Annotated in this window: 24 protein-coding genes and 1 pseudogene; 24 read left to right on the top strand and 1 reads right to left on the bottom strand. The window is 64.3% G+C overall.

Going from position 1 to position 26,746, the window contains the following annotated elements; translation table 11 throughout:
* The first annotated feature begins 5 nt into the window (after positions 1–5).
* The 22 genes and pseudogenes from soxC (at position 6) to AABA84_RS31990 (ending at position 24,306) form a co-directional block, all read left to right on the top strand.
* Positions 6–1,277: a sulfite dehydrogenase gene (soxC, locus tag AABA84_RS32095; RefSeq protein ID WP_338314123.1), complete on the top strand. Its 1,272-nt coding sequence runs from the start codon at positions 6–8 to the stop codon at positions 1,275–1,277.
* Positions 1,261–1,953, top strand: a complete 693-nt coding sequence (locus AABA84_RS32090; protein ID WP_338314122.1) for a c-type cytochrome — start codon at positions 1,261–1,263, stop codon at positions 1,951–1,953. The genes soxC and AABA84_RS32090 overlap by 17 nt, the downstream gene beginning before the upstream one ends.
* Positions 1,954–1,979: 26 nt before the next feature.
* On the top strand, positions 1,980–2,414 hold the full coding sequence (locus AABA84_RS32085; protein ID WP_338314161.1) for a DsrE family protein: 435 nt from the start codon (positions 1,980–1,982) through the stop codon (positions 2,412–2,414).
* A 14-nt stretch (positions 2,415–2,428) separates the two neighbouring features.
* On the top strand, positions 2,429–3,334 hold the full coding sequence (locus AABA84_RS32080) for an alpha/beta hydrolase (protein ID WP_338314121.1): 906 nt from the start codon (positions 2,429–2,431) through the stop codon (positions 3,332–3,334).
* A gap of 10 nt (positions 3,335–3,344) precedes the next feature.
* Entirely contained in the window at positions 3,345–3,788 is a 444-nt protein-coding gene (locus AABA84_RS32075) for a DsrE family protein (RefSeq protein ID WP_338307325.1), read from the top strand.
* Positions 3,789–3,903: 115 nt separating this feature from the next.
* Positions 3,904–4,989 (top strand): YeeE/YedE family protein, encoded by a 1,086-nt coding sequence (locus AABA84_RS32070; protein ID WP_338314120.1) that lies wholly within the window; start codon positions 3,904–3,906, stop codon positions 4,987–4,989.
* A 151-nt stretch (positions 4,990–5,140) separates the two neighbouring features.
* Positions 5,141–6,400, top strand: coding sequence for an extracellular solute-binding protein (locus AABA84_RS32065; RefSeq protein ID WP_338314119.1), 1,260 nt, complete (start codon positions 5,141–5,143; stop codon positions 6,398–6,400).
* 2 nt (positions 6,401–6,402) lie between these two features.
* Positions 6,403–7,344 carry a carbohydrate ABC transporter permease gene (locus AABA84_RS32060; RefSeq protein WP_338314160.1) on the top strand — a complete coding sequence of 314 codons (942 nt, stop codon included), beginning with the start codon at positions 6,403–6,405 and terminating at the stop codon, positions 7,342–7,344.
* The gene (locus tag AABA84_RS32055) at positions 7,337–8,185 is read left to right on the top strand and encodes a carbohydrate ABC transporter permease (RefSeq protein ID WP_338314118.1); all 849 of its coding nucleotides are present in this window, start codon (positions 7,337–7,339) and stop codon (positions 8,183–8,185) included. Before AABA84_RS32060 ends, AABA84_RS32055 begins: the two co-directional genes overlap by 8 nt.
* Positions 8,186–8,207: 22 nt before the next feature.
* Positions 8,208–9,305: a Gfo/Idh/MocA family protein gene (locus AABA84_RS32050; protein ID WP_338314117.1), complete on the top strand. Its 1,098-nt coding sequence runs from the start codon at positions 8,208–8,210 to the stop codon at positions 9,303–9,305.
* 10 nt (positions 9,306–9,315) lie between these two features.
* The gene (locus AABA84_RS32045; RefSeq protein ID WP_212252458.1) at positions 9,316–9,960 is read left to right on the top strand and encodes a ThuA domain-containing protein; all 645 of its coding nucleotides are present in this window, start codon (positions 9,316–9,318) and stop codon (positions 9,958–9,960) included.
* On the top strand, positions 9,957–11,006 hold the full coding sequence (locus AABA84_RS32040; protein ID WP_338314116.1) for a LacI family DNA-binding transcriptional regulator: 1,050 nt from the start codon (positions 9,957–9,959) through the stop codon (positions 11,004–11,006). Before AABA84_RS32045 ends, AABA84_RS32040 begins: the two co-directional genes overlap by 4 nt.
* 15 nt (positions 11,007–11,021) lie before the next feature.
* Positions 11,022–11,213: pseudogene (locus AABA84_RS32035) on the top strand (UbiD family decarboxylase); the annotation flags it as partial.
* A 141-nt stretch (positions 11,214–11,354) separates the two neighbouring features.
* Positions 11,355–12,194 (top strand): helix-turn-helix transcriptional regulator, encoded by an 840-nt coding sequence (locus tag AABA84_RS32030; protein ID WP_338314115.1) that lies wholly within the window; start codon positions 11,355–11,357, stop codon positions 12,192–12,194.
* A gap of 143 nt (positions 12,195–12,337) precedes the next feature.
* Complete coding sequence (locus tag AABA84_RS32025; RefSeq protein WP_338314114.1) at positions 12,338–15,346, top strand: xanthine dehydrogenase family protein molybdopterin-binding subunit; 3,009 nt, start codon at positions 12,338–12,340, stop codon at positions 15,344–15,346.
* Positions 15,343–16,158: an FAD binding domain-containing protein gene (locus AABA84_RS32020; RefSeq protein WP_338314113.1), complete on the top strand. Its 816-nt coding sequence runs from the start codon at positions 15,343–15,345 to the stop codon at positions 16,156–16,158. The genes AABA84_RS32025 and AABA84_RS32020 overlap by 4 nt, the downstream gene beginning before the upstream one ends.
* A complete protein-coding gene (locus AABA84_RS32015; protein WP_338314112.1) occupies positions 16,155–16,673 on the top strand; it encodes a (2Fe-2S)-binding protein in 519 nt (172 codons plus the stop codon). Before AABA84_RS32020 ends, AABA84_RS32015 begins: the two co-directional genes overlap by 4 nt.
* Complete coding sequence (locus AABA84_RS32010; RefSeq protein ID WP_338314111.1) at positions 16,666–18,210, top strand: AMP-binding protein; 1,545 nt, start codon at positions 16,666–16,668, stop codon at positions 18,208–18,210. Before AABA84_RS32015 ends, AABA84_RS32010 begins: the two co-directional genes overlap by 8 nt.
* A gap of 29 nt (positions 18,211–18,239) precedes the next feature.
* Positions 18,240–19,046, top strand: coding sequence for an enoyl-CoA hydratase/isomerase family protein (locus AABA84_RS32005; protein ID WP_338307315.1), 807 nt, complete (start codon positions 18,240–18,242; stop codon positions 19,044–19,046).
* 76 nt (positions 19,047–19,122) lie between these two features.
* Positions 19,123–20,454 carry an MFS transporter gene (locus tag AABA84_RS32000; protein ID WP_338314110.1) on the top strand — a complete coding sequence of 444 codons (1,332 nt, stop codon included), beginning with the start codon at positions 19,123–19,125 and terminating at the stop codon, positions 20,452–20,454.
* 738 nt (positions 20,455–21,192) lie between these two features.
* A complete protein-coding gene (locus AABA84_RS31995) occupies positions 21,193–22,392 on the top strand; it encodes an ABC transporter substrate-binding protein (protein ID WP_338314109.1) in 1,200 nt (399 codons plus the stop codon).
* A gap of 111 nt (positions 22,393–22,503) precedes the next feature.
* Positions 22,504–24,306, top strand: coding sequence for an AMP-binding protein (locus tag AABA84_RS31990; RefSeq protein ID WP_338314108.1), 1,803 nt, complete (start codon positions 22,504–22,506; stop codon positions 24,304–24,306).
* 95 nt (positions 24,307–24,401) lie between these two features.
* On the opposite strand, the gene AABA84_RS31985 is transcribed toward AABA84_RS31990, so the two are convergent.
* Entirely contained in the window at positions 24,402–24,914 is a 513-nt protein-coding gene (locus tag AABA84_RS31985; RefSeq protein WP_212252439.1) for a winged helix-turn-helix transcriptional regulator, read from the bottom strand.
* 231 nt (positions 24,915–25,145) lie between these two features.
* Here AABA84_RS31985 and AABA84_RS31980 point away from each other — a divergent pair, with 231 nt between their 5' ends.
* Together AABA84_RS31980 and AABA84_RS31975 are read left to right on the top strand one after the other, a co-directional pair.
* Positions 25,146–25,775 (top strand): 2-hydroxychromene-2-carboxylate isomerase, encoded by a 630-nt coding sequence (locus AABA84_RS31980; RefSeq protein ID WP_338314107.1) that lies wholly within the window; start codon positions 25,146–25,148, stop codon positions 25,773–25,775.
* 226 nt (positions 25,776–26,001) lie between these two features.
* On the top strand, positions 26,002–26,739 hold the full coding sequence (locus AABA84_RS31975) for an SDR family oxidoreductase (protein ID WP_338314106.1): 738 nt from the start codon (positions 26,002–26,004) through the stop codon (positions 26,737–26,739).
* Positions 26,740–26,746: the final 7 nt, after the last annotated feature.

Below are 26,746 nucleotides of genomic sequence, written 5' to 3'. Positions count from 1 at the left end.
AAGCGATGTCGAAGATGGACAGTCCCCTGCAATCCCGACGCAGTTTCCTGGCCGCTGGCGCTGGCGTTGCGGCGTCGATGCTCGCCAAGCCCGCCGTGGCCGGCGCCGGAAATCCCGCCAACCAGCCGCCCAATGTCCCTGAATGGACCAAGTCGCTCGGCGAGGGCGTGGCGGTCCGACCCTATGGCAAGCCGTCGAAGTTCGAGAAGGACGTCGTTCGGCGCGATGTCGAATGGCTGACCGCCTCGCGCGAATCCTCGGTGAGCTTCACGCCGCTGCATGAGCTCGAAGGCATCATCACCCCGAACGGGCTCTGCTTCGAGCGGCATCACGGCGGCATTGCGGAGATCGACCCGGCCGACCATCGTCTGATGATCCATGGGCTGGTCGAGCGTCCGCTCATTCTCACGCTGGAGGAGCTGAAGCGCTATCCGCGCGTCAATCGCATCCACTTCATGGAGTGCGCTGCGAATTCGGGCATGGAATGGCGCGGAGCCCAGCTCAATGGCTGCCAGTTCACCCACGGCATGATCCATTGCGTGCAATATACCGGCGTCTCGCTGCGCACGCTGCTCGAAGAGGCCGGCGTCAAGACCAACGGCAAGTGGCTGCTGGTCGAAGGCGCCGATGCGGCCGCGATGGATCGCAGCCTGCCGATCGAGAAGGCGCTCGACGATTGCATCATCGCCTACAAGATGAACGGCGAGGCGCTCTATCCCGAGCAGGGCTACCCGATGCGGCTCGTGGTGCCGGGCTGGCAGGGTAATCTCTGGGTCAAATGGCTGCGCCGCATCAAGGTCGGCGATCAGCCCTGGCACACGCGCGAGGAGACGTCGAAATACACGGACCTCATGCCGAACGGCAAGGCGCGCCGCTTCACCTGGTCGATGGACGCCAAGTCTGTCATCACGAGTCCGAGTCCGCAGGCGCCGATCAGGCACGGCAAGGGTTTCACCATCGTCTCGGGTCTGGCATGGAGCGGCAACGGCAAGGTCAAGCGCGTCGACGTGTCGCTCGACGGCGGCCGCAATTGGTGGCCGGCGCGGCTCGACGGGCCCGTGCTCGACAAGGCGCTGACGCGCTTCTACTACGAGTTCGACTGGAACGGCGAGCCGCTGCTGCTGCAATCGCGGGTGCAGGACGAAACCGGCTATTTGCAGCCCAGCAAGGCCGAGCTGCGCAAGATCCGCGGCGTCAACTCCATCTATCACAACAATGGCATCCAGACCTGGCATGTGCAGGCCAATGGTGAGGTCGAGAATGTCGAAGTCGCTTAAGTTCATTGCAGCCGCGCTGCTCGCCAGCGCACTGGGCGCACCGGCGCTTGCGCAGCAGAAGGCGGATGCCAAGGGCGGCCCCCGCTATCACATCGGCCGCGCGCCAACTGTGGACGAGATCCGCGGCTGGGATATCGATGTGCGCCCCGACGGCCAGGGCCTGCCGGAGGGCAAGGGCACGGCCATGCAGGGCGAAAAGCTGTTCATGGACAATTGCGCGACCTGTCACGGCGAGTTCGGCGAGGGCAACGGCCGCTGGCCGGTGCTGGCCGGCGGCAAGGGCTCGCTGACCTCGGACAATCCGGTCAAGACGGTGGGCTCCTACTGGCCCTACGCGTCGACCGTGTTCGACTACGTCCGTCATGCCATGCCTTATGGCAATACGGGGTCGTTGTCCGTCGATGAGTATTATGCGCTGGTCGTCTACGTCCTCTATCTGAACGACATCGTCACCGATCAGAACTTCGAGCTGAACAAAAAGACCCTTGCCGCGATCAAGATGCCGAACGAGCAGGGCTTTGTGATGGACGACCGCGCCGCCAGCGAGAAGTTGTTCTGGCAGAAGGACCCCTGCATGAAGGATTGCATCGCCCCGGTGAAGATCACCGGGCGCGCTGCCGCCATCGACGTCACGCCTGAGGACGGCAAGGAGAAGAAGTCGAGGGGTGTGGAGTGAGAGGTGGCCGGGCGAGCCGCCGCACGCTGCTGCGCGCGGCTCTCGCGGCCGGCCTGCTCGTCGCGATCCATCCGGCCGTGACCCGGGCGGCGGAGCCGCACAGGCTCGCGCTGCAGATCAGCGACGACGACCCGGTCAAGATGCGCGCCGTCCTCGATGTCGCCGCCAACGTCTCGCGGTATTATTCCGGGCAGGGCGAGGACGTCGAAATCGTCGTCATCGCCTTCAACGGCGGCCTTGATATGCTGCTTGCGGACCGCTCGCCGGTGAAGGAGCGCCTGGCGAACTTCCTGAAATCGATGCCGAATGTGAGCTTCATCGCCTGCGGCAACACGCTGGAGACGCTGGCGGCGAAGGAGGATAAGCGGCCGCCGCTGATCGAGGGCGTCAGCGTCACGCAGGTCGGGGTTGCCGTGCTGATGGAATTGGCGGAGAAGAACTGGACGATTGTCCGGCCCTAGGGAGAGAGCCGCCGATGCGATGGTTGATGGGATTGGCTGTCTTGGTGTGGCTTGCGGCGCCTGCGAGTGCCGCCGAGCAGGAACTCGAGCTGTCGGTCCACGGCCGCACGACGCTTGCGACGCTGCGCACACCCGCGGCGATGACACCGGACACGCCGCTCGTGGTGATGACCCACGGGACGCTCGCGCACAAGGACATGGAGGTCATTCAGGGCGTTGCCAAGGCGCTGGAGCAGCGCGGCATCGCTTCGCTGGCCCATACGCTGTCGCTCGGGCTCGATCGCCGCAAGGGCATGTATGACTGCGCCGTGCGGCATGACTATGTCGTCGAGGATGCGGTTGCCGAGATCGGCGCTTGGGCCGCGCGGGCGAGGAGCATGTCCCGGCTCGTCGTCGCGTTCGGCCATTCGCGCGGCGGCAACCAGGTCGCACGGTATCTCGCAGCAAGCGAGACTCCTGCGGTGGCGGGTGGGGTGCTGCTGGCGCCGGTGACCGCAAAAGCCGAGGCCGATCTGCGTGCCTCCTACGCCAAGACCTATGGCAAGCCGCTCGAGCCGGTTCTGGAGCTGGCGACGAAAGCGGTTGTGGCGGGCCGGGGCGGGGAGTGGATGGACGTCCCGGGCTTCATCTATTGTCGCAATGCCGTGGTCACCGCGCGAGCCTTTGCGTCATTCTATGGTCGCGATACCGGCCAGGACACGGCCGCGCTCGTGGCGCGCCTGAAGCTGCCGGTGCTGGTGCTCGCCGCGACCAAGGATACCGTTGTGCCCGACGTGGCAGCCGCCTTCGCTTCGCTTGCCGGTTCGAGCGGGGGCAGGGTCCAGCTCGACAGGATCGAGGATGCCGATCATTTCTTCCGCGACCTGTTCGCGGAAGACGTCGCCGACCGCATCGCCGAGTTCATCAAGCAGACACGATAGGAGGGGGACCATGCAGCGTCGATCCATGCTTCGCGCGAGCCTTGCCGGACTATTTGGTGCGTTCGCGGTGCGCGAGGCGTCCGCGGCGACCGAAACGCCTGCGCGGCAGCGCGTCGTCTATCATCTCGCCGATGCCGACCGCGTCGTCTTCGTTCTGGGTAATCTGCAGAACCATGTCGACGGCGTCGGCGGACCCGGCAAGGCCGACATCAGGCTGGTCGTGCATGGGCCGGCGCTGCGCGCCTTCCACGCGCTCGCGGCCCAGGACCACACAATTGCGATGATGACGAAGCTCGTCGATGCCGGCGTCGGCTTCGACGCCTGCGCCAACACGATGAAGGCGCAGGGCGTCAAGCTGGACGATCTCACGCCCGGCTTCGTGGTGGCCGAGAAGGGCGGCGTGGTGCGGCTCGCCGAGCTGCAACAGCAGGGATATGCCTATTTGCGCCCCTGAGGCCGCTGTGTTCCGGCATGTAGCAGGCGCCGAGCTTTGATCTGGCTCATGGGACGTGGCGAGGAGATCGCTAGAATCGCATGCGCGCAGGAACAGCCGAGGCGGACGTGCTGACGTGCTGACGTCGATCATTGATCTCTTGGGTGAAGACCGGCTGTCATGGCTCGGCGGCCTCCTGGTCGGAGGTCTGTTCGGGTTCTTCGCGCAGCGCAGCCGCTTCTGCCTGCGTGCCGCGGCAGTCGAATTCTCCCGCGGCGAGGGCGGGCCGCGCCTTGCCGTCTGGCTGCTGACCTTTGCCGCGGCGCTGGTGGGTACGCAAGGCCTGGTCGCGCTCGGCTGGCTCGAAATATCCGAGGCGCGCCAGCTCGCGCAGCAGGGCAGCATCTCCGGCGCTCTCCTCGGCGGCGTGATGTTCGGTTGCGGGATGATTTTGGCGCGGGGCTGCGCCAGCCGGCTGTTGGTACTCTCGGCCAATGGCAATCTCCGGGCCCTGCTGTCGGGGCTGGTGTTCGCGGTGACCGCGCAGGCCTCCTATCGCGGCCTGCTGTCGCCCGCGCGCGAATGGGTGACCAATCTGTGGGTGGTCGATGGCGGCCCGTCGCGCGACATCATGGCGATGTTCGGCGCCGGCACGCCCGAGAAGCTCGCCTTCGGAAGCGTGTGGCTGATTGCGGGGCTGTCCTTCGCCTTTCGCAGCCGGCTGCCGCGCCGGCTGATCCTCGCTGCGCTTGCAACGGGGGCCGCCGTCGTCGCCGGCTGGCTCTTCACCTACCAGCTGTCGCAGGCTTCCTTCGCGCCGGTGACGCTGAAGAGCCTCACCTTCAGCGGACCGTCGGCCGAGTTGCTGATGCTGGTGCTCAACAGCGCGCAGCTCCGGCTCGGCTTCGACCTCGGCATTGTCCCCGGCGTGTTTCTAGGCTCGTTTCTGGCCGCGGCGCGTGCGCACGAACTGAGGCTCGAGGGATTCTCCGACGGGCTCGGCATGCGGCGCTATCTGCTCGGCGCGGTGCTGATGGGGTTCGGTGCGATGCTTGCCGGCGGCTGTGCGGTTGGCGCCGGCGTGACCGGTGCCTCGGTCTTCGCACTCACCGCCTGGCTCGTGCTCGGTGGCATGTGGTTTGGGGCAGGGCTCACGGATCTGCTTGTCGACCGCGCTGGCATGCCGCAGCAGACGACGAGCTTGCCGGCAGCGAGCGGCTGAAATCAACTCAGCATCAGAACACATTCGCGACTGCGCGCCGCAGGCCTCCACCTCGTCTGTCTGAGGTGCGTAGATCAGAATTTTAGTTGCGTACCTCAAAAATCGGGAGCAGGATCGCGGCAAAGAACAAGATCGGTCGGGAGGAGATGTGATGAGACTGCTCAGGAAGCTGGGACTCGCCGCTGCCGCATGCCTGCTTTTGGCCGACGCCGCCGCAGCCGATACGATCGTAAAATGGCTGCACATCGAGGCAAATCCGGCCCAGGTGAAAATCTGGGAAGAGGTCGCGCGCGCCTATGAGGCCGCCCATCCCGGCGTCAAGGTCGAGATGCAGTTCCTCGAGAACGAAGCCTACAAGGCCAAGCTGCCGACCATCCTGCAATCCAAGGACCGGCCGAACATCATCTACAGTTGGGCCGGCGGCGTCCTGAAGACCCAGATCGAGGCGGGTGTTCTCGACGACATCACCGAACAGGTGAAGGGTTACAGCGACAGTCTCACCCCGGCCGCGCTCGCCGCGTTCACCGCTAACGGCCGCGTTTATGGTCTGCCGACCGCGCTGTCGCAGGTCGGCTTCCTCTGCAACAAGGAGCTGATGGCCAAGGCGAAGGTCGATCCTGCAGGGATCAAGAGCTGGGACGATCTGCTTGCGGCTGTGAAGACGTTGAAGGCCGCCGGCGTGACCCCGATTGTGGTCGGCGGCGCCGATAAATGGCCATTGCACTTCTACTGGACCCATCTTGCGGTGCGTATCGGCGGCAAGCCGGCATTCGACGCTGCATTGCGCGGCGAGAATGGCGGCTTCGCCGGCGAGACGTTCCAGAAATCCGGCGAGCTGTTCAAGCAACTCGTCGATCTCCAGCCGTTCCAGAACGGCTTCCTCGGCTTCAAGAATCCGCAGGCCGTCGGCTATTTCGGCGACGGCAAGGCGGCGATGACGCTCGCGATCAGCACGGTCTATCATTTGCAGCGCGCTCTCGCCGCCGACAAAGTCGGATTGAGCGAAGACAAGATCTGCTGGTTCGACTTCCCGGTGGTGGCCGGCGGCAAGGGCGCGCCGACCGACACGCTCGGCGGCATCACCGGCTGGCTGGTCACCAAAGGCTCGCCGAGAGAGGCGGTCGATTTCCTGAAGTACTTCGTCTCCAAGGACGTGCAGACGCGGCTTGCGGCGGGTAACTTCATCATCCCGGTGGTGCAAGGCGCGGACGCCGGCCTCAACAATTCCTTCATGAAGTTGATCGCGACCAATCTGGCGAAGTCGAACTACCATCAGAACTTCTATGATCAGAGCCTTGGTCCGTCGGTCGGCCGGGTCGTCAACGACGTCACGGCGGAGATCGCCGGTGGCAGCATGAGCCCGCAGGATGCGGCGAAGGCGATCGAGGCGGCGTGGAAGCAGGGCAACTGACGGTGGCGCGGCGTATCGCGAACTCGCCCGCGCTTGGCGTTGCGGAGACACCGTTCGCTTCGCTCGCGGTCCGCGGCCCGGCTTGGGACGGCCGCTTCACGGTCCTGATCCTGTTCCTGCCGCCGGCGCTGCTATTGTTCACGCTTTTTGTGGTGCTGCCGATCGGCGAGGCCGCCTGGTACTCGGCCTTCAATTGGAACGGGTTCGGCAGGCCGACCAACTGGATCGGCTTCGACAATTACCGCTTCGTGCTGGAGACGCGCGCCTTCTGGCTCGCGCTGCGCAACAATGGGCTGATCATCGCGGTCTCGCTCGCGGTCCAGCTGCCGCTCGCGCTGACGCTGGCCTTGATGCTCGCCGAACGCTTTCGCGGGTCGGTGGCGCTGCGCATGCTGTTCTTCATGCCCTATATCCTGGCCGAGATCGCGACCGGGCTGATCTTCAGCTTCGTCTATGACGGCGACTACGGCCTCGTCGCCTCGATCTGGCGCAGCTTCGGCGCCGAGCCGCCGCATCTTCTGGCTTCAACCGACACCTCGATGCTGGCCGTGCTGATCGTGATCGTGTGGAAGTACTTTGGCTTCCACATGATGCTGTTCATCGCAGCGCTCCAGAGCCTCGACAAGAGCCTGATCGAGGCGGCGCGCATCGACGGGGCGACACGGTTGCAAGCCCTGCGCCATGTCGTCATTCCCTTGCTCTATCCGACGATTCGCCTCTCGGTGTTTTTCGCCATTGTCGGCTCGCTGCAGCTGTTCGACCTCGTCATGCCGCTGACACGCGGGGGACCTGCGGACTCCTCGAACACCATGGTGAGCTTTCTCTACAACAACGGCATCTCTCGCATGCGGGTCGGCTATGGCAGCGCCATCGGCGTCATCCTGTTCGCGATCTGCGTGACATTTGCCTTTACCTACAAGCGTTGGTTCATGCGCGATGAGTAGTGCGAAGATCTCCCGCACGCCGGTCGATCCCGCCGTGCTGTTCAAGGCAGTGTTCCTCGCCATCGTCGCCATCTTCGTGCTGGTGCCGCTGCTCGCGACGCTGCTCGGCGGCTTCAAATCGCTCGGCGAATTGCGCGTCAACCCGTTCGGTTTGCCGCATCACTGGGAGTGGCAGAATTATGCCGACATCCTGCTCTCCGCGCGCTACTGGCAGCTCCTGCGCAACTCGCTGATCATATCGACGCTCGCGGTGGTGTTGACCCTGATCACGGCCTCGATGGCGGCGTTCACCTTTGCCCATGTCAGGTTCTACGGCAGCTCGATGCTGCTGAGCTATCTCACGCTCGGCCTGCTGTTTCCGGCGGCGACCGCGGTGCTTCCGCTGTTCATCAAGGTGCGCGATCTCGGGCTGCTCGATACCTATTTCGGCGTTGCGCTGCCGCAGGTGGCCTTCAGCCTCGCGATGAGCGTGCTGCTGCTACGGCGCTTCTTCAAGGACATTCCCTACGAACTGCTCGAGGCTGCGCTGGTCGACGGCTGCAGCTATATCAAGTTCTTCCGTTATGTGACGTTGCCGCTGTCGCGGCCGATCCTGGCGACCGTCGGGACCATTACCTTCGTCAACAGCTGGAACGCCTATCTGCTGCCGCTGGTGATGCTCAACACGGATGCGCTCTATCCCTGGCCGCTCGGCATCATGGTCTATCAGGGCGAGTATTCATCCGAATGGCACCTGATCCTGGCCTTCATCACGTTGACCATCCTGCCGACGATCATTCTCTTCCTTCTGGCGCAGAAGCATATCGTTGCCGGCCTCACCGCAGGTGCGGTCAAGGGATGAACGGACCCTTACGGAGATCACAATGAGAAAAGTCGGAATTGGAATCATCGGCTGCGGTGTCATCAGCACCGCTTACCTCAAGGCGGCGCAACGCTTCCCGGTCATGGAGGTCAGGGCGCTCGCCGATATGCGCAGTGAAGTCGCGGAGCGGCAGGGGGCCGCTTTCGGGCTGCCGGCGATGCGGGTCGATCAATTGCTCAGGCGCGATGACGTCGAGATCGTCATCAATCTCACGGTGCCGCTGGCCCACACCGACGTCAGTCTCGCGGTGTTGAACGCCGGCAAGCATGTCCATTCCGAGAAGCCGCTCGGTATCGACGTCGCGGAAGCCCGCAAGGTGATCGATCTCGCTGCACAGAAGAACCTGCGGGTCGGCTGCGCGCCTGACACGTTCCTCGGCGGCGGGCACCAGACCGCCCGCAAGCTGATCGACGACGGTGCGATCGGCACGCCGGTGGCGGGCAGTGCCTTCTTCGGCTGCCCGGGCCATGAGCGCTGGCACCCGGCGCCGGGCTTCTATTACTTGCGCGGCGGCGGGCCGATGCTCGACATGGGGCCGTACTACATCACCGATCTCGTGCAATTGCTCGGCCCGGTCGCGAGCGTGATGGGCTCGACCGCGCGGCCGCGATCCGAGCGCGTGGTCACCAGCCAGCCGATGAACGGCACGCTGATCCCGGTCGAGGTTTCGACCCATGTCGCGGGCACGCTTGAATTCGAGAGCGGAGCGGTCGTCTCGATCGCGATGAGCTTCGATGTACCGAAGCACCGGCACGCGCCGATCGAGATCTATGGCGACAAGGGCAGCATGCAGGTGCCGGACCCGAACCGCTTCGGCGGCGAGGTGCAACTCGCCCGGACCGGCGGCGAATGGGAAGCGATGCCGTTGACGCACGGCCATGACGAGGGCGAGTTCCGCTCCATCGGGGTCGCAGACATGGCATCCGCGATCCTGAACAACCGACCGCACCGCGCCAGCGGCGCGCTTGCGTTCCACGTGCTGGAGGTGATGGAGGCGTTCCAGACCTCCGCCGACGAAGGACGCCGCGTCAAGATCGAAAGCAGCGTCGAGCGGCCGGCGATGCTGCCGGCGGGACGTGAAACGGGACAGATCGACTGAGGGAATGACCATGCGCAAGGCAATGATTGTATGGGGCGGCTGGCCGGGACACGATCCTGATCTCTGCGCCTCGATGATTCGCGGCTGGCTGAGGGCCGAAGGCTTCGAGGTGCGGATCGAGACGACGACGGCGGCATTCGCCGATCCCGCGATCCACGACATGTCGCTGATCATCCCGATCTACACGATGTCGAAGATCGAGAAGGCGGAAGCGCTCAATCTCTGCGCCGCAGTGCGGAGCGGCGTCGGGCTCGCCGGTCATCATGGCGGCATGTGCGACGCGTTCCGCGATTCCGTCGACTACCAGTTCATGTGCGGCGGGCAGTGGGTCGCCCATCCCGGCAACATCATCGACTACAAGGTCGACTTGACGAAGTCGGATGACCCCATCATGAAGGGCCTGAACAGTTTCGAACATCGTTCCGAGCAGTATTACATGCATGTCGACCCCGCCAACGAGGTGCTGGCGACGACGACCTTCACCGGCGAGCACGCGCCGTGGATCGAGGGTGTGGTGATGCCCGTGGTCTGGAAGAAGCGCTACGGCGCGGGCAGGGTGTTCTATTCCTCGCTCGGCCACCGTGCCTACGAGCTCGACGTGCCGGAGATCCGGACGCTGATGACCCGCGGCATGCTGTGGGCTGCGCGCGAATGACAGGTGGAGCGACGCAACCGGCGATTCGCGCTACGCTCGAGGATGTCGCGCGTGCGGCCGGCGTTTCGCTTGCGACCGTCGATCGCGTCGTCAACCGACGCGAGGGCGTGCGTGCCAAGACCGTCGCGCGCGTCGAGGCCGCGGTGGCAAAACTCGGCTATCGCGCCGACGTCGCGGCCGCGCGGCTCGCCCGCGGGCAAACGTTCTGCTTCGCCTTCGTGCTGCCGACCGGCAGCAACAGCTTCATGACCAACCTGAGCGAGCAGGTCCAGCGCACCGCGGACTGGCTCGCCGGCCAGCGCGGCTTTATCGATATTCTCCATGTCGACGTGTTCGATCCGGATGTGCTCGCAGGCGCCCTGGAAACCCTGTCGCCGGCCTACCAGGGCGTCGCCGTCATCGCACTCGATCATCCCAGGGTTCGGGCCGCGATCGACGAGCTCGTCGGACGCGGGGTCGCCGTGGTGACCCTCGTGTCGGACGCGCCAAGCTCGCGCCGCCTGCATTATGTCGGCATTGACAATCCGGCCGCAGGTCGTACCGCCGCAACGCTGATGGGCCGCTTCCTTGCTGGGCGCGAGGGGACGGTCGCGGTGATCGCGGGATCGCTGTCACTGCGTGACCACACCGAACGGCAGTTCGGTTTCCACCAGATCCTGTCCAGCGAGTATCCGAACCTGCCCCAGCTACCGGTCATCGAGGGCCGCGACGACAGCGATCGCACGCGGGAACTCACGGCAGCGCTGCTCGCGCGCCATGCCGATCTTCGCGGCATATACTGCTGCGGCGCCGGAAACCGCGGCATCGCCGATGCGCTCGAGGCCTCGGGCCGGGCTCGCGAAGTGGTCTGGATTACCCATGAGCTGACCCAACACACACGGCGTTTCCTGGTCCGCGGCACCCTCGATGCCGTGATCAATCAGGACCCCGGGCACGAGGCGCGCTCCGCGGCACGCATTCTGCTCGCGCATTGCTCGGGCGAGCCAATCAGCCCCGACCAGGAGCGCATCCGCATCGACATTTTTCTGCGGGACAATCTGCCGTAGCTCGAGCGCGGTACTGCCAGCGCGCTCGGCTCGAAACTCGATCCGACCACGGATGACGGCATCAGCGCCAAGATGGGTCTGGATGCAACGGCTCCGGTCAGCGCGCCCGAGCTCGCCTTCAAGCGCATCCGCGTCAAGGGCGAGGAGGGGGTCGATCTGACGACAGCCTTGCAGGCCGATCCGGGCGCTGCGGTCGCGCGCTTCTTGCGGAGGCGCGGATGTGAGCGGGTTACCGCCTGGAAGCGGCTTGCGTCCGTTTGCGCCGTTGGAATATGTAGCTGGGCCTGCTTATAGTGCCTCACCAACAAGGCAACCATTTTGCGGCGCAACGCCGGGAGGAATAAACTGATGTCGACGGCCCTGCGCATCGCTCATGGCGCTTTCGGCAGGGTCGCTCTGCTCGACATGGATCGTTCGCTGGTCCGCCACGCCCATCATCATTGCCACGTCCTGCTCAAGGTCGAGGGCTCCGACACCCAGTTCCTGGTCGGCGACCAGGTCACGCCGCTCACGGACACGGCCGCCGTTCTGGTCGACGGCTGGAAGCCGCATGCCTATGTGCATGACGTCAATCGCCCGCGCACGCTCATCATGGCGCTCTATATCGAGCCGGAGTGGCTGAAGGAGTTCCGGCGCGGATGGGCCGCGAGCGGCGCGCCGGGCTTTTTCGAGCGGCCCTCGGGCGAAGTTTCGCCGCGCATTCGCCAGCTCACGCTGCATCTTGCGGCCGAAATGATGGCGAATCCCGACGCGGTGCGAACCCACGAGCAGACCCTTTCGGACCTCATGATCGCGGTGATCGAGCGTTTCACGCCCTGGCGCAGCTTTCCGACCTCGATCCGCGGCATGGGCGCGTTGAGCTGCGACTGGCGGATCCGCCGCGCGATGGACGCGATGCGCGTGAACGATTCCTATGCCAACGTCGACCAGTTCGTGAGGGGCGCAGGGCTCTCGCGCGCGCAGTTCTTCCGCCTGTTCGAGACCTCGCTCGGCGTTTCGCCGAAGCTTTACCTCAACGTCGTCCGCATGGAGCGCGCGCTCGACGCGGTGATGCGCGAGGACACAGCGCTCGGCGAGCTCAGCGAGCGCTTTGGTTTTCCGGAGCCCGCGCATTTCACGCGCTTCTTCCGCGATCATGCCGGCGTCAGCCCGCGCGAGTTTCGCAACGTTTCGCGTCTCGCGGGCTGATTTTTGCGGGCTGATATTGCGCCGCACGCTCTCGAATGAGACGATTTGGTAAGTCGTGAGAGCGGGCGGTATGGCCCTCGCACCTCCTGTCCTGACAAACGTCGCCGTCGCGTCAAAGAGCGTGTCGGGAGGTATGCCGGGACATGGTGCAGGCTGCGGTCAAGTCCGCAAATTCGGTTGATCAGAGTGGCGACAAGCCGTGGGTCGGGCGTTCAATCGAGCGCGTCGAGGATGCCGCGCTGCTCAGCGGCCGCGGCCGTTTCATCGACGACCTCGGCGTCCAGCCCGGCACGCTGCATGCGACGATCCTGCGCTCGCCGCACGCCCACGCCGATATTGTTTCGATCGACGCCGAAGCGGCCAGGCGGCTGCCGGGCGTCGCCGCGGTCCTGACCGGCGAGCAGATCAAGGCGCTCACCACTAGTCTCGTCGTCGGCGTGAAGGCGCCGGTCGAGTGCTGGCCGATCGCAGTCGAGCGTGTGCGCTATGTCGGCGAACCGGTCGCCGTGATCGTGGCGACTGATCGTGCCCGCGCCGAAGATGCGGCCGAACTCATCAATGTCGAGTATCGCCCTCGAGCGGCTACAGTCGATCCGCTCGGAGCGATGGCACCGGGTGCGCCGGTCCTGCACGACGGCTTTCCCGGCAATCTCGCCAGCGACCGCGCGTTTCGCTACGGCGATCCTGAGAAGGCGTTTGCGGATGCGCCGCACCGCTTCTCCATCGACATCCGCTATCCCCGCAACTCCTGCACACCGATCGAGACTTATGGTGTCGTTGCCTCGCATGATGCCGGCGAGGACGCCTTTGAGGTTCTCGCGAATTTTCAGGGGCCCTTCAGCATCCACACCGTGATTGCGCGTGCACTGAAAGTGCCGGGCAATCGGCTGCGGCTGCGCACGCCGCCGGATTCCGGCGGCAGCTTTGGTGTCAAGCAGGGTGTGTTTCCGTACATCGTTCTGATCGCGGCTGCGGCGCGCGTCACGGGGCGGCCGGTGAAGTGGATCGAGGACCGGCTCGAGCATCTCATCGCGTCGGTGTCGGCGACCAACCGCGCGACGACGTTGGCCGCGGCGGTTGCGGCCGACGGCAAGATTCTCGCGCTCGACTGGGACCAGGTCGAGGATTGCGGTGCGCATCTGCGCGCGCCCGAGCCCGCCACGCTCTACCGCATGCACGGCAACATGACGGGGGCCTACGACATCAGCCACGTCAGGATCCGCAACCGCGTCGTCGTCACCAACAAGACACCGACCGGCCTCAACCGCGGCTTCGGCGGGCCGCAGGTCTATTTCGCGCTGGAACGCCTGGTGCAGCGGATCGCGATCGGGCTCGGTCTCGATCCGCTCGATGTCATCAAGCGCAATCTGATCGAGGCGGGTGCTTTTCCCTATCGTACAGCGACGGGCGCATTGCTCGATTCCGGCAACTACCAGGATGCGATCGCGCGCGCGGTCGAGCAGGGCAGGCTGGCGGAACTGAAGGCGCGGCGCGACGCGGCGCGGGCGGAGGGGCGTCTCTACGGGATCGGATTCACGGCGGTGGTGGAGCCCAGCGTCTCCAATATGGGTTACATCACAACGGTGCTGACCGCGGCCGAGCGCCGCAAGGCCGGGCCGAAGAACGGCGCGCAGGCGACAGCGACCGTCGGCCTCGATCCAGTCGGCAGCGTCACCGTTCACGTCGCCTCCGTGCCGCAGGGGCAGGGCCATCGCACCGTGCTGTCGCAGGTGGTCGCCGACGTCTTCGGCCTGGAGCCGAAGGACATCCGCGTCAACACCGAGATCGACACCGCCAAGGACGCCTGGTCGATCGCGTCGGGAAATTACGCCAGCCGCTTCGCCGCCGCGGTGGCCGGCACGGCAAAGCTGGCAGCCGAGCGCGTCGCCGGACGTCTCGCCCGCATCGCCGCCAGCCAGTTGAACGTCGAAGCCGCGGACATCGTGTTTGCAAACGGTTTCGTTGCCTCCAGGCACAATCCGGAGAACCGGATTGCGTTTTCGCGTGTCGCCGCGCTCAGCCATTGGTCGCCTGGCTCGCTGCCTGACGATGCCGGCCAGACCATCCGTGAGACCGTGTTCTGGACGCCGCCGGAGCTGACGCCGCCCGGCGAGGACGACCGCATCAACTCCTCGCTGTGCCATGGCTTCATCTTCGACTTCTGCGGCGTCGAGATCGACCGCATTACCCTGCAGACGCGGATCGACCGCTACGTCACCATGCACGATTGCGGCACCATCCTGCATCCCGGCATGGTCAATGGCCAGATCCGTGGCGGCTTCGCCCAGGCGCTCGGTGCCGCGCTCTACGAGGAATATGCCTATGCCGAGGACGGCAGTTTCCTGACGGGAACGCTCGCGGACTATCTGCTGCCGACCGCCACCGAGGTGCCCGATCCCGAGATCTTCCACATGGAGACGCCGTCGCCATTTACTCCACTCGGAGCAAAGGGCGTCGGCGAGGGCAATTGCATGTCGACGCCGGTCTGCCTCGCCAATGCGGTTGCGGATGCGCTCGGCGTTGCCGACATCACGCTGCCTCTGGTGCCCGCGCGGCTTGCCGAGCTGGTGCGCGGCGCCGAACCGCCGCCTCCCGCGGGGGGCGTGGCCGCGGCGCCTGCGCGCGAAGCAGATCGGCGGCTTCGCGGCGAAGGACAGGCCTCGGTGAAGGGGACGCCCGAGCAGGTCTGGGCCATGCTGCTCAATCCCGCCACGCTCCAATCGGTCATTCCCGGCTGCCGGCGCGTCGACAAGATCACCGACACGCATTTCCGCGCCGACGTCACGCTCGGCATTGGCCCCGTCACCGGGCGCTATCGCGCCGACGTGGAGCTGTTCGATCTCGATCCGCCGCGCGCGGTGACCCTGCGCGGCGGCGCCACCGGCGCGCTCGGCTTCGGCAGCGCGGAGGGGCGCATCACGCTCGCGCCCGACGGCAGCGGCGGGACGAAGCTGACCTACAGCTATGACGCCGCGATCGGCGGTAAGATCGCGAGCATCGGCGGCCGTCTGCTCGACGGCGCGACGCGGGTGATCATCGGCCAGTTCTTCGCAGCGCTCACCCGCAGGGCCGCCGGTGGTGTCACCTCGGGCGGCTTCTCGCTGTTCGCCCTGCTGGCGAAGGTCGCCGGCCGGTTCGGGGGGCGCCGATGAAGCCGCCCGCATTCGACTATCTCCGCGCCGAAACCGTTGGTGACGTCCTCGAAGGTCTGGCGCAGCAAGGCGGTGACGCCCGTGTGCTTGCCGGCGGACAGTCGCTGATGGCGATGCTCAATATGCGCCTCGCCAAGCCGAAGCTTCTGATCGACATCATGCGCATCCAGGAACTCCGCCGGATCGAGCGGAAGGCCGATGCCGTCGTCGTCGGCGCCGGCGTGCGTCAGGCCGATCTGCTGGCCCGGCCGGATCTGCCCGAGACATTGCCGCTGGTGGCGCTGGCGCTTCCCTGCGTCGGTCACGTGCAGACCCGCAGCCGCGGCACCATCTGCGGCTCGCTCGCGCATGCCGATCCCAGCGCCGAGATGCCGCTCGCGCTGGTCGCGCTCGGCGGCGAGGTGCTTTTACGCAACGCCAAACGCCGTCGCCGCGTCGCGGCCAAAGATTTCTTCGCCGGGATGATGCTGACCGCACGTGCGGACGACGAGCTGATCGAAGGCATTTCGCTGCCGGTCGCCAGGGGATCGCGCTTCGCGTTCCGCGAGGTCGCGCGCCGGCACGGCGATTTCGCCATCGTGGCCTGCGCCGCGATGAAGACGCCATCCGGCGTCCGCCTCGCAGTCGGCGGCGTCGCGGACGTCCCGACCGCGCGGGACTGGCCGCAGCTCGAGGGCAGTGCGCTCGACGATGCCCTCAATGCCTTTGCCTACGAGCTGGGCGCCCGCGACGACGTCCACGCCACCGCGCGCTATCGCCGCGACCTCGTGCGCATGATCGGCCGCGATCTGATCGGCGAGGTTCTGCGATGACCCGTCTCAAATCCGGCGCCCGCCATCCCATCCACATCTCGCTGAATGGCGAGCCCGTTGAGGGGGAAGCCGAGCCTCGGACGCTGCTCTCCGACTTCCTGCGCCATCAATTGGGCGCCACAGGTACCCATGTCGGCTGCGAGCACGGCGTCTGCGGCGCCTGTACCGTCGTCGTCGACGGCATGCTGACCCGTTCCTGCCTCACCCTGGCGGCGCAGGTCGACGGCTGCGAAATCAAGACCGTTGAAGGGCTTGCACCCGCGGCCGATCGCCTCGGCGTGCTGCAGCAGGCCTTCCGCCGTCACCACGCGCTCCAATGCGGCTTCTGCACCGCCGGCATCCTGATGTCGCTCGATCATTATCTCGCCAGGAATCCGACGCCGACCGAGGCGGAGCTTCGCGATCTGCTGAGCGGGCATCTGTGCCGCTGCACCGGCTACACGCCGATCATCCAGGCGGCCCTCGAAGCCGCCGTCCAACTCGCTTCATCGAAAAATGAGACGTCAGATGCTTGATCTCGCCAGCAGCTTCGTGGCCAGCGCCGCGCGCGATCCGCGCGCCATCGCGCTGGTCGACGGCGATCTCCGCCTGACCTACCGGCAATGGTACGACAAGATCTCTGCTTTGGTCGCATCCTTCGGCCGCCTGGGCCTCAAGCCCGGCGACCACGTCGTCACGCTGCTGCAAAACCGCTGGGAGGCCGCGACACTACATTGGGCCTGCCAGTTCGCAGGACTCGTGATCACCCCGATCAACTGGCGCGCCAAGGCCGACGAGCTGGACTACTGCATCGAGAACGCCGAGGCCTGCGCGGTCGTCTACCAGGATATTTCCGCCGAGGCGGTGCAGGGTTCATCGCTCGCCGGCCGGCTGCTACGCGTGTCGGTCGATCCGGGCACAGGCGAGGCGACCGGCTTTGCCGATCTGGTCAGGGGCAGCGCGCCCGACGCCGAGCCGTGCGTCGGCTCTGAAGCCTGGTCGATCATGCTCTACACCTCGGGCACAACCTCGCGGCCAAAGGGCGTGCCGCGGCGGCATCGCGCCGAGCGTGCCGCGGCGATCGCCCATGTCGCACAAAATCTCTACGGCCGCGGCGAGCGGACGCTGGGCGTGATGCCGCTCTACCACACCATGGGCGTCCGCTCGCTGCTGGCGATGTCGCTGATCGGCGGCAGCTTCATCTGCCTTCCGCGCTATGACAGCCGTCAGGCGCTGGAGCTGATTGAGCGGGAAGGGATCACCAATCTCTATCTGGTGCCGACGCTCTATCACGATCTCGTCCATCACGAGGCCTTTGCCCGGACCGACGTTGCCAGCGTGCGCAAGCTCGGCTTCGCCGGCGCCTCGATGACGGATGGCCTCCTGAAGAAGCTGAACGAGGCCTTCAGGCCCGAACTGTTCGTCAATCACTACGGCAGCTCCGAAATCTACACCTTCACGATCGACCAGAACGCCGCCGCAAAGCCCGGCTCGGCGGGCAAGGCCGGATTGAACCAGCACGTCAAGGTCGTGCGCATCGGCGCGCGTTCGGTCGCGGACCTTGCCGCGGTGGGCGAGGAGGGGGAGATCATCGCCACGCTCGCGGGCGACGAGGCCTTTGAGGGCTACTGGCGCCGACCGGAGGCCGACGCCAAGTCGCTGCGCGAGGGCTGGTACTTCACCGGTGACACCGGCTTCGTCGATCCGGACGGCGACCTGTTCGTCACGGGCCGGGTCGACGACATGATCATCACCGGCGGCGAGAACGTCTCTCCTGTCGAGATCGAGAGTTGCCTGTCGCTGCACCCTGGGGTCGACGAGGTCGCCGTGGTCGGTGTCGCAGACGAGAAGTGGGGCAAAGTCGTCGCCGCCTTCGTCAAGCGCAATCGCAACGTCTCCGAGATCGAGCTGGAGCAGTTCTGCCGCACCTCGGGCCTCGCCAACTTCAAGCGGCCGCGCCGCTATGTCTTCGTCGACGCGATTCCCAAATCGCCGGTCGGCAAGCTGCTGCGGCGCCTGCTCGTCGCCGGAGAATACGAGACCGAGCGCCGTCCGCCATCGGACGCCGCTTGATCGTCACGCATCAACAGAAGGAAGCGAAAATGCCGTCACCCTATACTTTTGCCGATCCCCGGCTTGCCAAGCTCGATGGGTTCAAGGTCGAGATCGACGAGGCGCATGAGCGCGCGGACATCATCCTGGGACGTCCGCCCTACAACGTCGTGGCGATGCCGCAGCGCGACCAGCTTCGGCTGACCTTCGAGACTCTGGACGAGGATCCGCGCGTGCGCATCATCGTGCTGCGCGGAGAGGGCGAACATTTTTCGAGCGGCGGCAATATCGGGGGCTTCATGGAAGCGAGCCCCGAGCACGTCTCCAAGCTCGCCTGGAACATCGCCGCGCCGGCGCGTTGCGCCAAGCCTGTCATCGTCGCCAATCGCGGCTATTGCTTCGGCGTCGGCTTCGAGCTGTCGCTGGCCTGCGACTTCCGTATCGCCTCGGAGACCACGCAGTACGCGCTGCCCGAGCAGAAGCTCGGCCAGATCCCGGGCTCCGGCGGGTCGGCGCGGCTGCAGAAGATGGTCGGCATCACCCGCACCAAGGACATCGTGATGCGCTCCAAGCGCATCTCGGCGAAGCAGGCGCTGGAGTGGGGCATCGCCACCGAATGCGTGCCCGATTCCGAACTGGAGAAGGCAACCGACAAGCTCGTCGACGAGCTCCGCAGCTTCTCGCCACTGGCGCAGCGCACCGCCAAGAAGCTCCTCAACGATACCGAGGATTCGACACTCGCCATCGCCATCGAGCTCGAAGGCCATTGCTACAGCCGCCTGCGCCAGTCGGAAGATTTTAGGGAAGGCGTCGAGGCGTTCAACGCCAAGCGTCCGCCGAAATTCGTCGGCCGCTGATACGGGACGCAACGAACTGCCGCGGTTCGCAATGGCGCGGACCGCGGCCCTATTCAAACGGGGGAGGTAAAACAAAATGGCTGAGATGGATATGCCGGTCGCCGGCGCACAGGCATCGGTGGATAACAAGCAGATGGTCAACGCGATCATCGCGTCGGTGCTCGGATGGGCACTCGACCTGTTCGATTTGTTCATTCTGCTCTATGTGGCGCCGGTGGTCGGTGCGCTGTTCTTTCCGTCGAGCAATGCGGCGCTGTCGCTCGCCGCGGTCTACGGTTCGTTCGCCGTTACGCTGCTGATGCGGCCACTCGGTTCGGCGATCTTCGGGCACTACGCCGACGTGCACGGCCGCAAGCAGGCCATGCTGATCGCCATCATCGGCGTCGGCATCAGCACGGCCGCGTTCGGCCTGCTGCCTACCATCGCGCAGGTCGGCGTGATCGCGCCCATCCTGTTCCTGATCCTGCGGCTGGTGCAGGGCGTGTTCGTCGGTGGTGTCGTGGCCTCGACCCACACGATCGGCACGGAATCGGTGCCGCCGCATTGGCGCGGCGCGATGTCGGGCCTGGTCGGCGGCGGGGGCGCCGGCATTGGCGCGCTTCTGGCGTCCTTCATCTTCCTGATCACGTCCTCGGTGTTTCCCGGAGATGCCTTTGCCGTCTGGGGCTGGCGCTTCATGTTCTTCTCGGGGCTGCTGAGCTCTCTGCTCGGCTGGTTCATCTTCCGGAACCTCGAAGAGTCCCCGTACTTCCAGGAGCTCAAGCGCCAGCAGGGCAATAAGCAGGCAAAGGTCTCGAAGGCGCCGGTCAAGGATGTGCTGTCGCGTGAATATCGCGGCGTCCTGCTGATCAACCTGCTCATTACCTTCGGCGGCGGCGCCGGCTATTATCTGACCTCGGGGTACCTGCCGAGCTTCCTGAAAGTCATCAACGCGGTTCCGAACCAGACCTCCTCGCTGATCCTGATGGGCGCGAGTGTCTCGGCATTCTTCGCCGCGGTGATGGTCGGCGCGCTGAGCGATCTCATCGGCCGCAAAAAGACGTTCCTGCTGATCGGGGTCCTGGCGGCGGTGCTGTTGCCGCTGTGCTATCTGAACCTCGCCACGACCAGGGACACCACGCAAATCACGCTCTATGCGCTTGCCATCGCCTTCATCGGCAATGCCGGCTACGCGCCGGTGCTGATCTTCCTGAACGAGCGTTTCCCCACGGCGCTCCGCGCCAGCGGCACCGGCCTGTCCTGGAACATCGGCTTTGCGCTGGGCGGAATGATGCCGACCTTCGTCTCGCTGGTGAGCGGCAGTCCCGCGCAGATTCCGATGTCGCTGGCCTACTTCGCGGTCGGCGTGTTCGTGATCTATTTGATCGGCGCGGTCGTGATCCCTGAGACCAAGGGCAATTTCCGCTGAGCGAAATCGGCGCGGCTGCACCTGCGGCCGCGCCAGCCTGCAAAGGTGTGAGAGCGGGCATCTGTTGCCAGTGAGGCGCTTCGGATTCGGTCGGGAGACGCGGGATCGACAGCTCTTGTCGCGAAGCGGACGAGGCCGCATCCGTGCTGGCCACTACCCCGCAAGAGACTCGCCATCCCACGCTCGCTGCGAGCGGAACGCCATGCACGTCTGGAACGTGCCCGTGAGATTGACGTCGAGCACTTTCATGAAGGTCTCGATCTCGTATTCCCTGTCCCGCGCTAGTCTAAAGCTGATCGCCGGCCTGCTGGCCGCGCGCGTTGCAGCGCCGCCATTTGAGAGCTCACCTCCGATCACTTTCTGAAGTTCAATAATAGAATGAACTGACTGGATGTTATGGCGCGATATCCCTTCTGACAGAAGCGGCTACCGCGGCTGGGCATCAGGACCAATCCTCTAACGAGGATGATGCCAGGCTAAACGTACAACTCCTCACAAAGTCGCAAGCGCTTCCTCTCGCTGTCAGGGGAGGCGCATGTAAGCGCTTGACTAGTTCTAAAAAAGAACTGTAGGTTTCAAGGCGTGAGGCGGCCGGTCCAAGAGCCGAAACGGTTGACGCGCTTTGCCATCGAGGCTTGGCGGCGCGCTCAATTTCGCGCGGCATGACGCCTGGCGAGCCGTTAGGGACACATAACATTGAAGCGCGCACCGGAAGAGTGCGCATCAGGGAGGATGCCGATGTTGCGGAAATGGAAGAGTCTTGCCGTTCTGCTCGCGCTGTTGGGCAGCCCGGCATTCGCGGCCGACGAGCCCGGGGTTACGGCGACGGAAATCAAGATTGGCGGGGTGTTTCCGTTCAGCGGACCGGCTTCATCGATCGGTCTCGTGGGCAAGGGGCTGATCGCCTACATTCAGTCCCTGAATGATCGCGGCGGCATCAGCGGGCGCAAGATCAATTACGTCGCCTATGACGATGCCTATAGCCCGCCCAAGGCGGTGGAGCAGGTTCGCAAGCTCGTTGAGAGCGATGAAGTTGCATTCATGTTCGGCCAGCTCGGCACTCCCGCCATCTCGGCGACGGCAAAATACCTGAAGTCGAAAGGGGTGCCCAGCATCGCGATCGTCAGCGGATCGTCCAAGTTCACCGACGTCGCCAGTTACCCGCTGATCACGACAGGTCTCGTCAGCTACGATACCGAGGGAAAGATCTACGCAAAATACCTCACGAAGGCTCTGCCGAACGCCAAATATGCGATCCTCTACCAGAATGACGACCTCGGAAAAGACTACGTCAACGCCTTCAAGGCGTTTCTCGGCAAGGACTACGATCGCAGGGTCGTCACCGCGTCCTATGAGGTCACTGAACCGACCGTCGATTCGCAGATCACCAACCTGAAGAGCTCCGGTGCGGATGCCCTGATGATCGCGGGCACGCCGAAATTCGCTGCGCAGGCGATCCGGCAGGCCTCTTTGATTGGCTGGAAGGCGACCGTCATCATCAACTTTCCGTCCGGTTCGGTTGGAGGCACGCTCACGCCGGCCGGCCTCGACAAGTCGACTGGAGTGATCGTCGGCACCATCAACAAGGATGTCGTGGATCCGAAGTGGAAAGATGATCCCGGCATGCAGGCCTATCGGGCGTTTATCGACAAATATCTGCCCGGCGTCGATATCACCAACGGCAGCTATCTCACCGGTTATCAGCAGGGCATCCTGCTGGAACAGATCTTGAAACAATGCGGCGATGACCTGTCCCGCAAGAACATCCTGGCGCAGGCCAAGAACCTCCGGGACTTCGTCGTCCCGACCGCACTGCCGGGCATCAAGATCAACACCAGCGAAACCGAGAACATGATCTGGACGCAGATGCGCCTGCAGCGCTGGACCGGATCGACTTGGGAAGCCTTCGGAGAAGTGCTGGACGCCAGGTCCGAATGAGCACGTAACAGGCGAGAGGCGAGCGGCATTGATGACGTGCCGGCGCCCGCGTCCTGCGCGACACGAGCGCAACTGGTGCGATCGCCATTCCGGTACTTCAGGAGATCAATCATGTCGACGAAGGCACTGACGTTTGCGCCGCGCGAGGTTTCAATGGAGCGCCGACCAGATGGCGCGCTGATATTGAGCTCACCCCTGGAGTGGAAGCCATGTGATTGGCGTATCACGGACTTCTTGCCGAACTGGGCAAGCGCCGCCCCGGACCGGATATTCCTCGCGCAGCGCAACGCGAAAGGCGGGTGGGACGAGATCACCTACAGCGAGGCATGGTCTCAGGTCCAGGCGGTGGGCCAGAGCTTGCTTGATCTGGGTGCAAAGCCAGCGGACAAGCTCGCCATCCTCTCCGGAAACTCGATCGAGAACGCGGTGGTTTCGTTTGCGGCGATGTCAATCGGCGTCATCCTGGCGTCAATATCGCCAAACTACACACTGATGCCCGGTGGACTTGCTCGTCTCAAGGACATCGCCGAAGTGCTGCGCCCGAGCTTCGTGTTCGTCCAAAGCGGACGCGAGTTTTCCGCAGGCCGCACCATTCCGGAATTGGCGCCCGCGACCTGGATCAGCGTCGATGGCGCGCCGGACACGGTGCCCTTCCGCACCCTGACAGCCAGAACCGCGTGCGACGGATTTGCCGGGGCATCTCGTGCGGTCTCGTGCGACGCTGTCGCCAAGATCCTCTTCACGTCGGGTTCCACCGGCTTTCCCAAAGGCGTGCTCAACACCCACCGCATGATGGCAAGCTCCCTGCAAATGGGGAGCCTGCTCGTGTCTCCTCCGGCTGCGCCAGTCCAGGTGGAGTGGCTACCTTGGCACCACACGATGGGCAGCAACGTCATTCTTCACGGCATCCTCAAGAATGGCGGGACGCTCTATATCGACGACGGCCGTCCGCTGCCGCAGCTCTTTCACAAGACGGTCGCCAATCTCAAGGAAGTGTCGCCAACCGCCATGTTCAACGTGCCTGCCGGCTATAATCTCCTCTGTGACGCGGTCGAGAAGGATCTCGATCTGGGCGCCAGTGTATTCAAGCGGATGGACCGAATGAGCTACGCCGGCGCTGCAATTTCAAAGGATACGCTGGAAAAGCTCTATCGCTTGACTCTCTCGGTGACCGGCCGGCGAATTCCGGTCATGTCGGGTTACGGTACGACCGAAACCGCCCCGACCATCAGTACGACCCATTGGGCGACGGATCGACCCGGCGAGATCGGTCTTCCCGCGCCGGGACTGCAGCTCAAGCTCATTCCGGTCTCGGATACTTACGAGGTCAGGGTCAAGGGACCCAACGTCACGCCCGGCTATCTCGGACGGCCGGATTTGACGGAAATGGCCTTCGACGAGGAAGGCTTCTATCGCATCGGCGATACCGTCTCGTTTCTGGATCCGCAGAAGCCTGAGCTCGGGCTGCGTTTTACCGGACGAATTTCCGAGAACTTCAAGCTTGCGAATGGGACCTGGGTCTCGATCGGCAATATGCGCGCGGCAATCCTGGCCGCAACGCGCGGCGTCTTGCTCGACATCGTGGTCGCGGGCGAAAATCGTGAGGCGTGCGCGCTGCTCTGCTGGCTGAACCCCACCGAGGCCGCGCGGATCTCGAAAGCTCCGGGTGCGGATTTGACCTCCGATCTTGCCGTCGTCAAGTTCCTGCAAGATCGGTTTCGGGACTACAATGAGACCGTCGGAAGCAGCGAGCGGATCTGCTCCTTCATTCTGCTGAAGGATCCGCCATCAATGGCGGCAGGAGAGATCACCGACAAGGCCTATGTCAACCAACGTGCTGTGCTGAAAGTTCGATCCGAACAGGTTGAGCGTCTCTACACCCATGAAGCTGGCGCCGATGTGATCCGGGTCTGAGAGCGAGCTCGTCGCTGTGCGGCCGTTACCGACTCCCGGTCCGCCAGATCGCGTCTGCTGGCATCTTCCGCGGTACTGTCTGCCGCGGGAGGGCCTCAGGCGGCCCGCGAGCGCGCCTTCGTTTTCGAGGTCGCCGGCGCCGCTGCCGCCGGCGCGCTGCGAGCACCCGGCCCGGGATGAGTATGAACCTCCTTGGCCGACAGCGGCTCGCCGCATTCGGAGCACACCATGACCGGATCGAAATCTTTGCCGCACTTGCGATGCTGGTGCAGCAAGGGGCGGCCGCGCTCGTCGACCATGTGAGTATCGCCCCAATGCACGATTGCCATCATGATCGGATACAGATCGAGCCCCTTCTGGGTCAGGATATATTCGTGCCGCTTGGGGGATTCCTGATAGGGAATGCGGCGCAGGATGCCCTGTCGGACCAACTTCTTCAGACGTTCGGCGAGCAAGTGCCGGGTGATTCCGAGTGCCGACTGAAATCCCTCGAAGCGGCGCGTGCGCAGAAAACACTCGCGCAGGATCAGAAGGGTCCAGCGGTCGCCGATCACGCCGATAGTCCGGGCCATCGAGCACGGCTCTTCCTCGAGTTCCTTCCACTTCATCCACACACTCCAGTCGCCGCCGCGGCACGGACCTCGAATCGTTGCGGAGGCCGGCGCAGGATTTGGCATTCTAGATAGGTACTAAATTCCAAACAATACCCTTCCAGGCAAGGTGAAATCAGGAGATTGCGGGATTGTTTGACAGTTCTATTTTAGAACTGTATGTTTGGGGGAAGTCAGGCCGGCGACCGGATTGCCAGTGCCGTCACATGTTTTACGGGAGGAGCCGAGATGACCTTGAAGGTTGAATTCCAGTTCGATTTCGGCAGCCCGAACGCTTATCTGGCGGAGGTGGCGATTCCGGGCATCGAGCAGCGCACCGGCGCGAAATTCGACTATGTCCCGGTCTTGCTTGGCGGCATCTACAAGGCGACGGGCAACATGTCGCCGTTCGACTCGCTTCGTGGGATCAAGAACAAGCCGGAATATCAGGCGCTCGAAACCCAGCGGTTCATCCGACGCCACGGCATCACGAAATTCCGCCAGAATCCCTTCTTTCCGGTCAACACGCTGATGCTGATGCGGGGCGCCGTGGCAGCCCAGTTCGAAGGCGTGTTCGAGCCCTATTTTCGTGCGGCCTATCATCATATGTGGGAAGAGCCGAAGAAGATGGACGACCTCGACATCTTCCGGAACGCGTTCATCGCTTCGGGCCTCGATATCGACCGATTGATCGCCCGCGCCCAGCAGGACGACGTCAAGAAGAGGTTGATTGATCTGACCAACGACGCCGTCAGCCGAGGCGCGTTCGGTTCGCCAACCTTCTTCGTCGACAAGGAGATGTTCTTCGGCAAGGACCAGCTTCGTGACGTCGAGGAGTCCATTCTCGAGCAAACCAAGCCGGTCGCAAGGACGGCATAGAGCTGGCAAGTTGAAGAGTACTAAAAAAGAACGTTAAGTTCGGTTCGTGATATGTGCTGCATAGACGGACGCTCATCACCCGAAAGATCGGCAGTGGTGGCCATTTCCAGCGCAGCCGATATCGCAGACGGCCGCATATCGATGGCCGGCGAATATTCCATCCCGCCGGCTGCCCAGGCACTCGCAGAACAGCTTCGATAGGTTCAATCCAACCGGGAGACGATCCATGCAAAAGAGAAACGCTACTGTCGCAGTGATCGGTGCCGGCGACTATATCGGCGGCGAGATCGCCAAGAAGTTCGCCTCGGAGGGCTTCACGGTGTTTGCCGGGCGCCGGAACGGGGCCAAGCTCGAGCCGCTCGTCAAGGAGATCGAGGCCGCCGGAGGCGAAATCCATGCACGCTCGCTGGATGCCCGCAAGGAGGAGGAGGTCATCTCCTTCCTCGCCGATGCCGACCAGCATGCGCCGCTGGAGGTCTGCATCTTCAACATCGGCGCCAACGTCAACTTTCCGATCCTAGACACGACCGAGCGCGTCTTCCGCAAGGTCTGGGAGATGGCCTGCTATTCCGGCTTTCTCGCCGGCCGCGAAGCTGCGCGGCTGATGCTGCCTCGCGGCGGCGGCAACATCTTCTTCACCGGCGCGACAGCGTCGCTCCGCGGCGGCAGCGGCTATGCCGCCTTTGCCAGTGCGAAGTTCGGCCTGCGGGCAGTGGCCCAGGCGATGGCGCGCGAACTCGGCCCGAAGAACATTCACGTCGCGCATCTCATCATCGATTCCGGCGTCGATACGGAATGGGTGCGGCAGCGCCGGCTCGAGGCACTCGGTCCGAATGCGCTCGACGATCCCGATCTCTTGATGCCGCCGTCGTCGGTCGCGGCGTCCTATTGGCAGCTTTATCAGCAGCCGAAGAGCGCGTGGACGTTCGAGCTGGAAATCCGTCCCTTCGGCGAGAAGTGGTAAGGAGGCC

It is taken from the genome of Bradyrhizobium sp. TM239 (assembly GCF_036247985.1).
Taxonomy (GTDB): Bacteria; Pseudomonadota; Alphaproteobacteria; order Rhizobiales; family Xanthobacteraceae; genus Bradyrhizobium; species Bradyrhizobium ottawaense.
The sequence above is the reverse complement of the archived record's forward strand: the minus strand, read 5'-3'. Positions and strand labels throughout refer to the sequence as shown.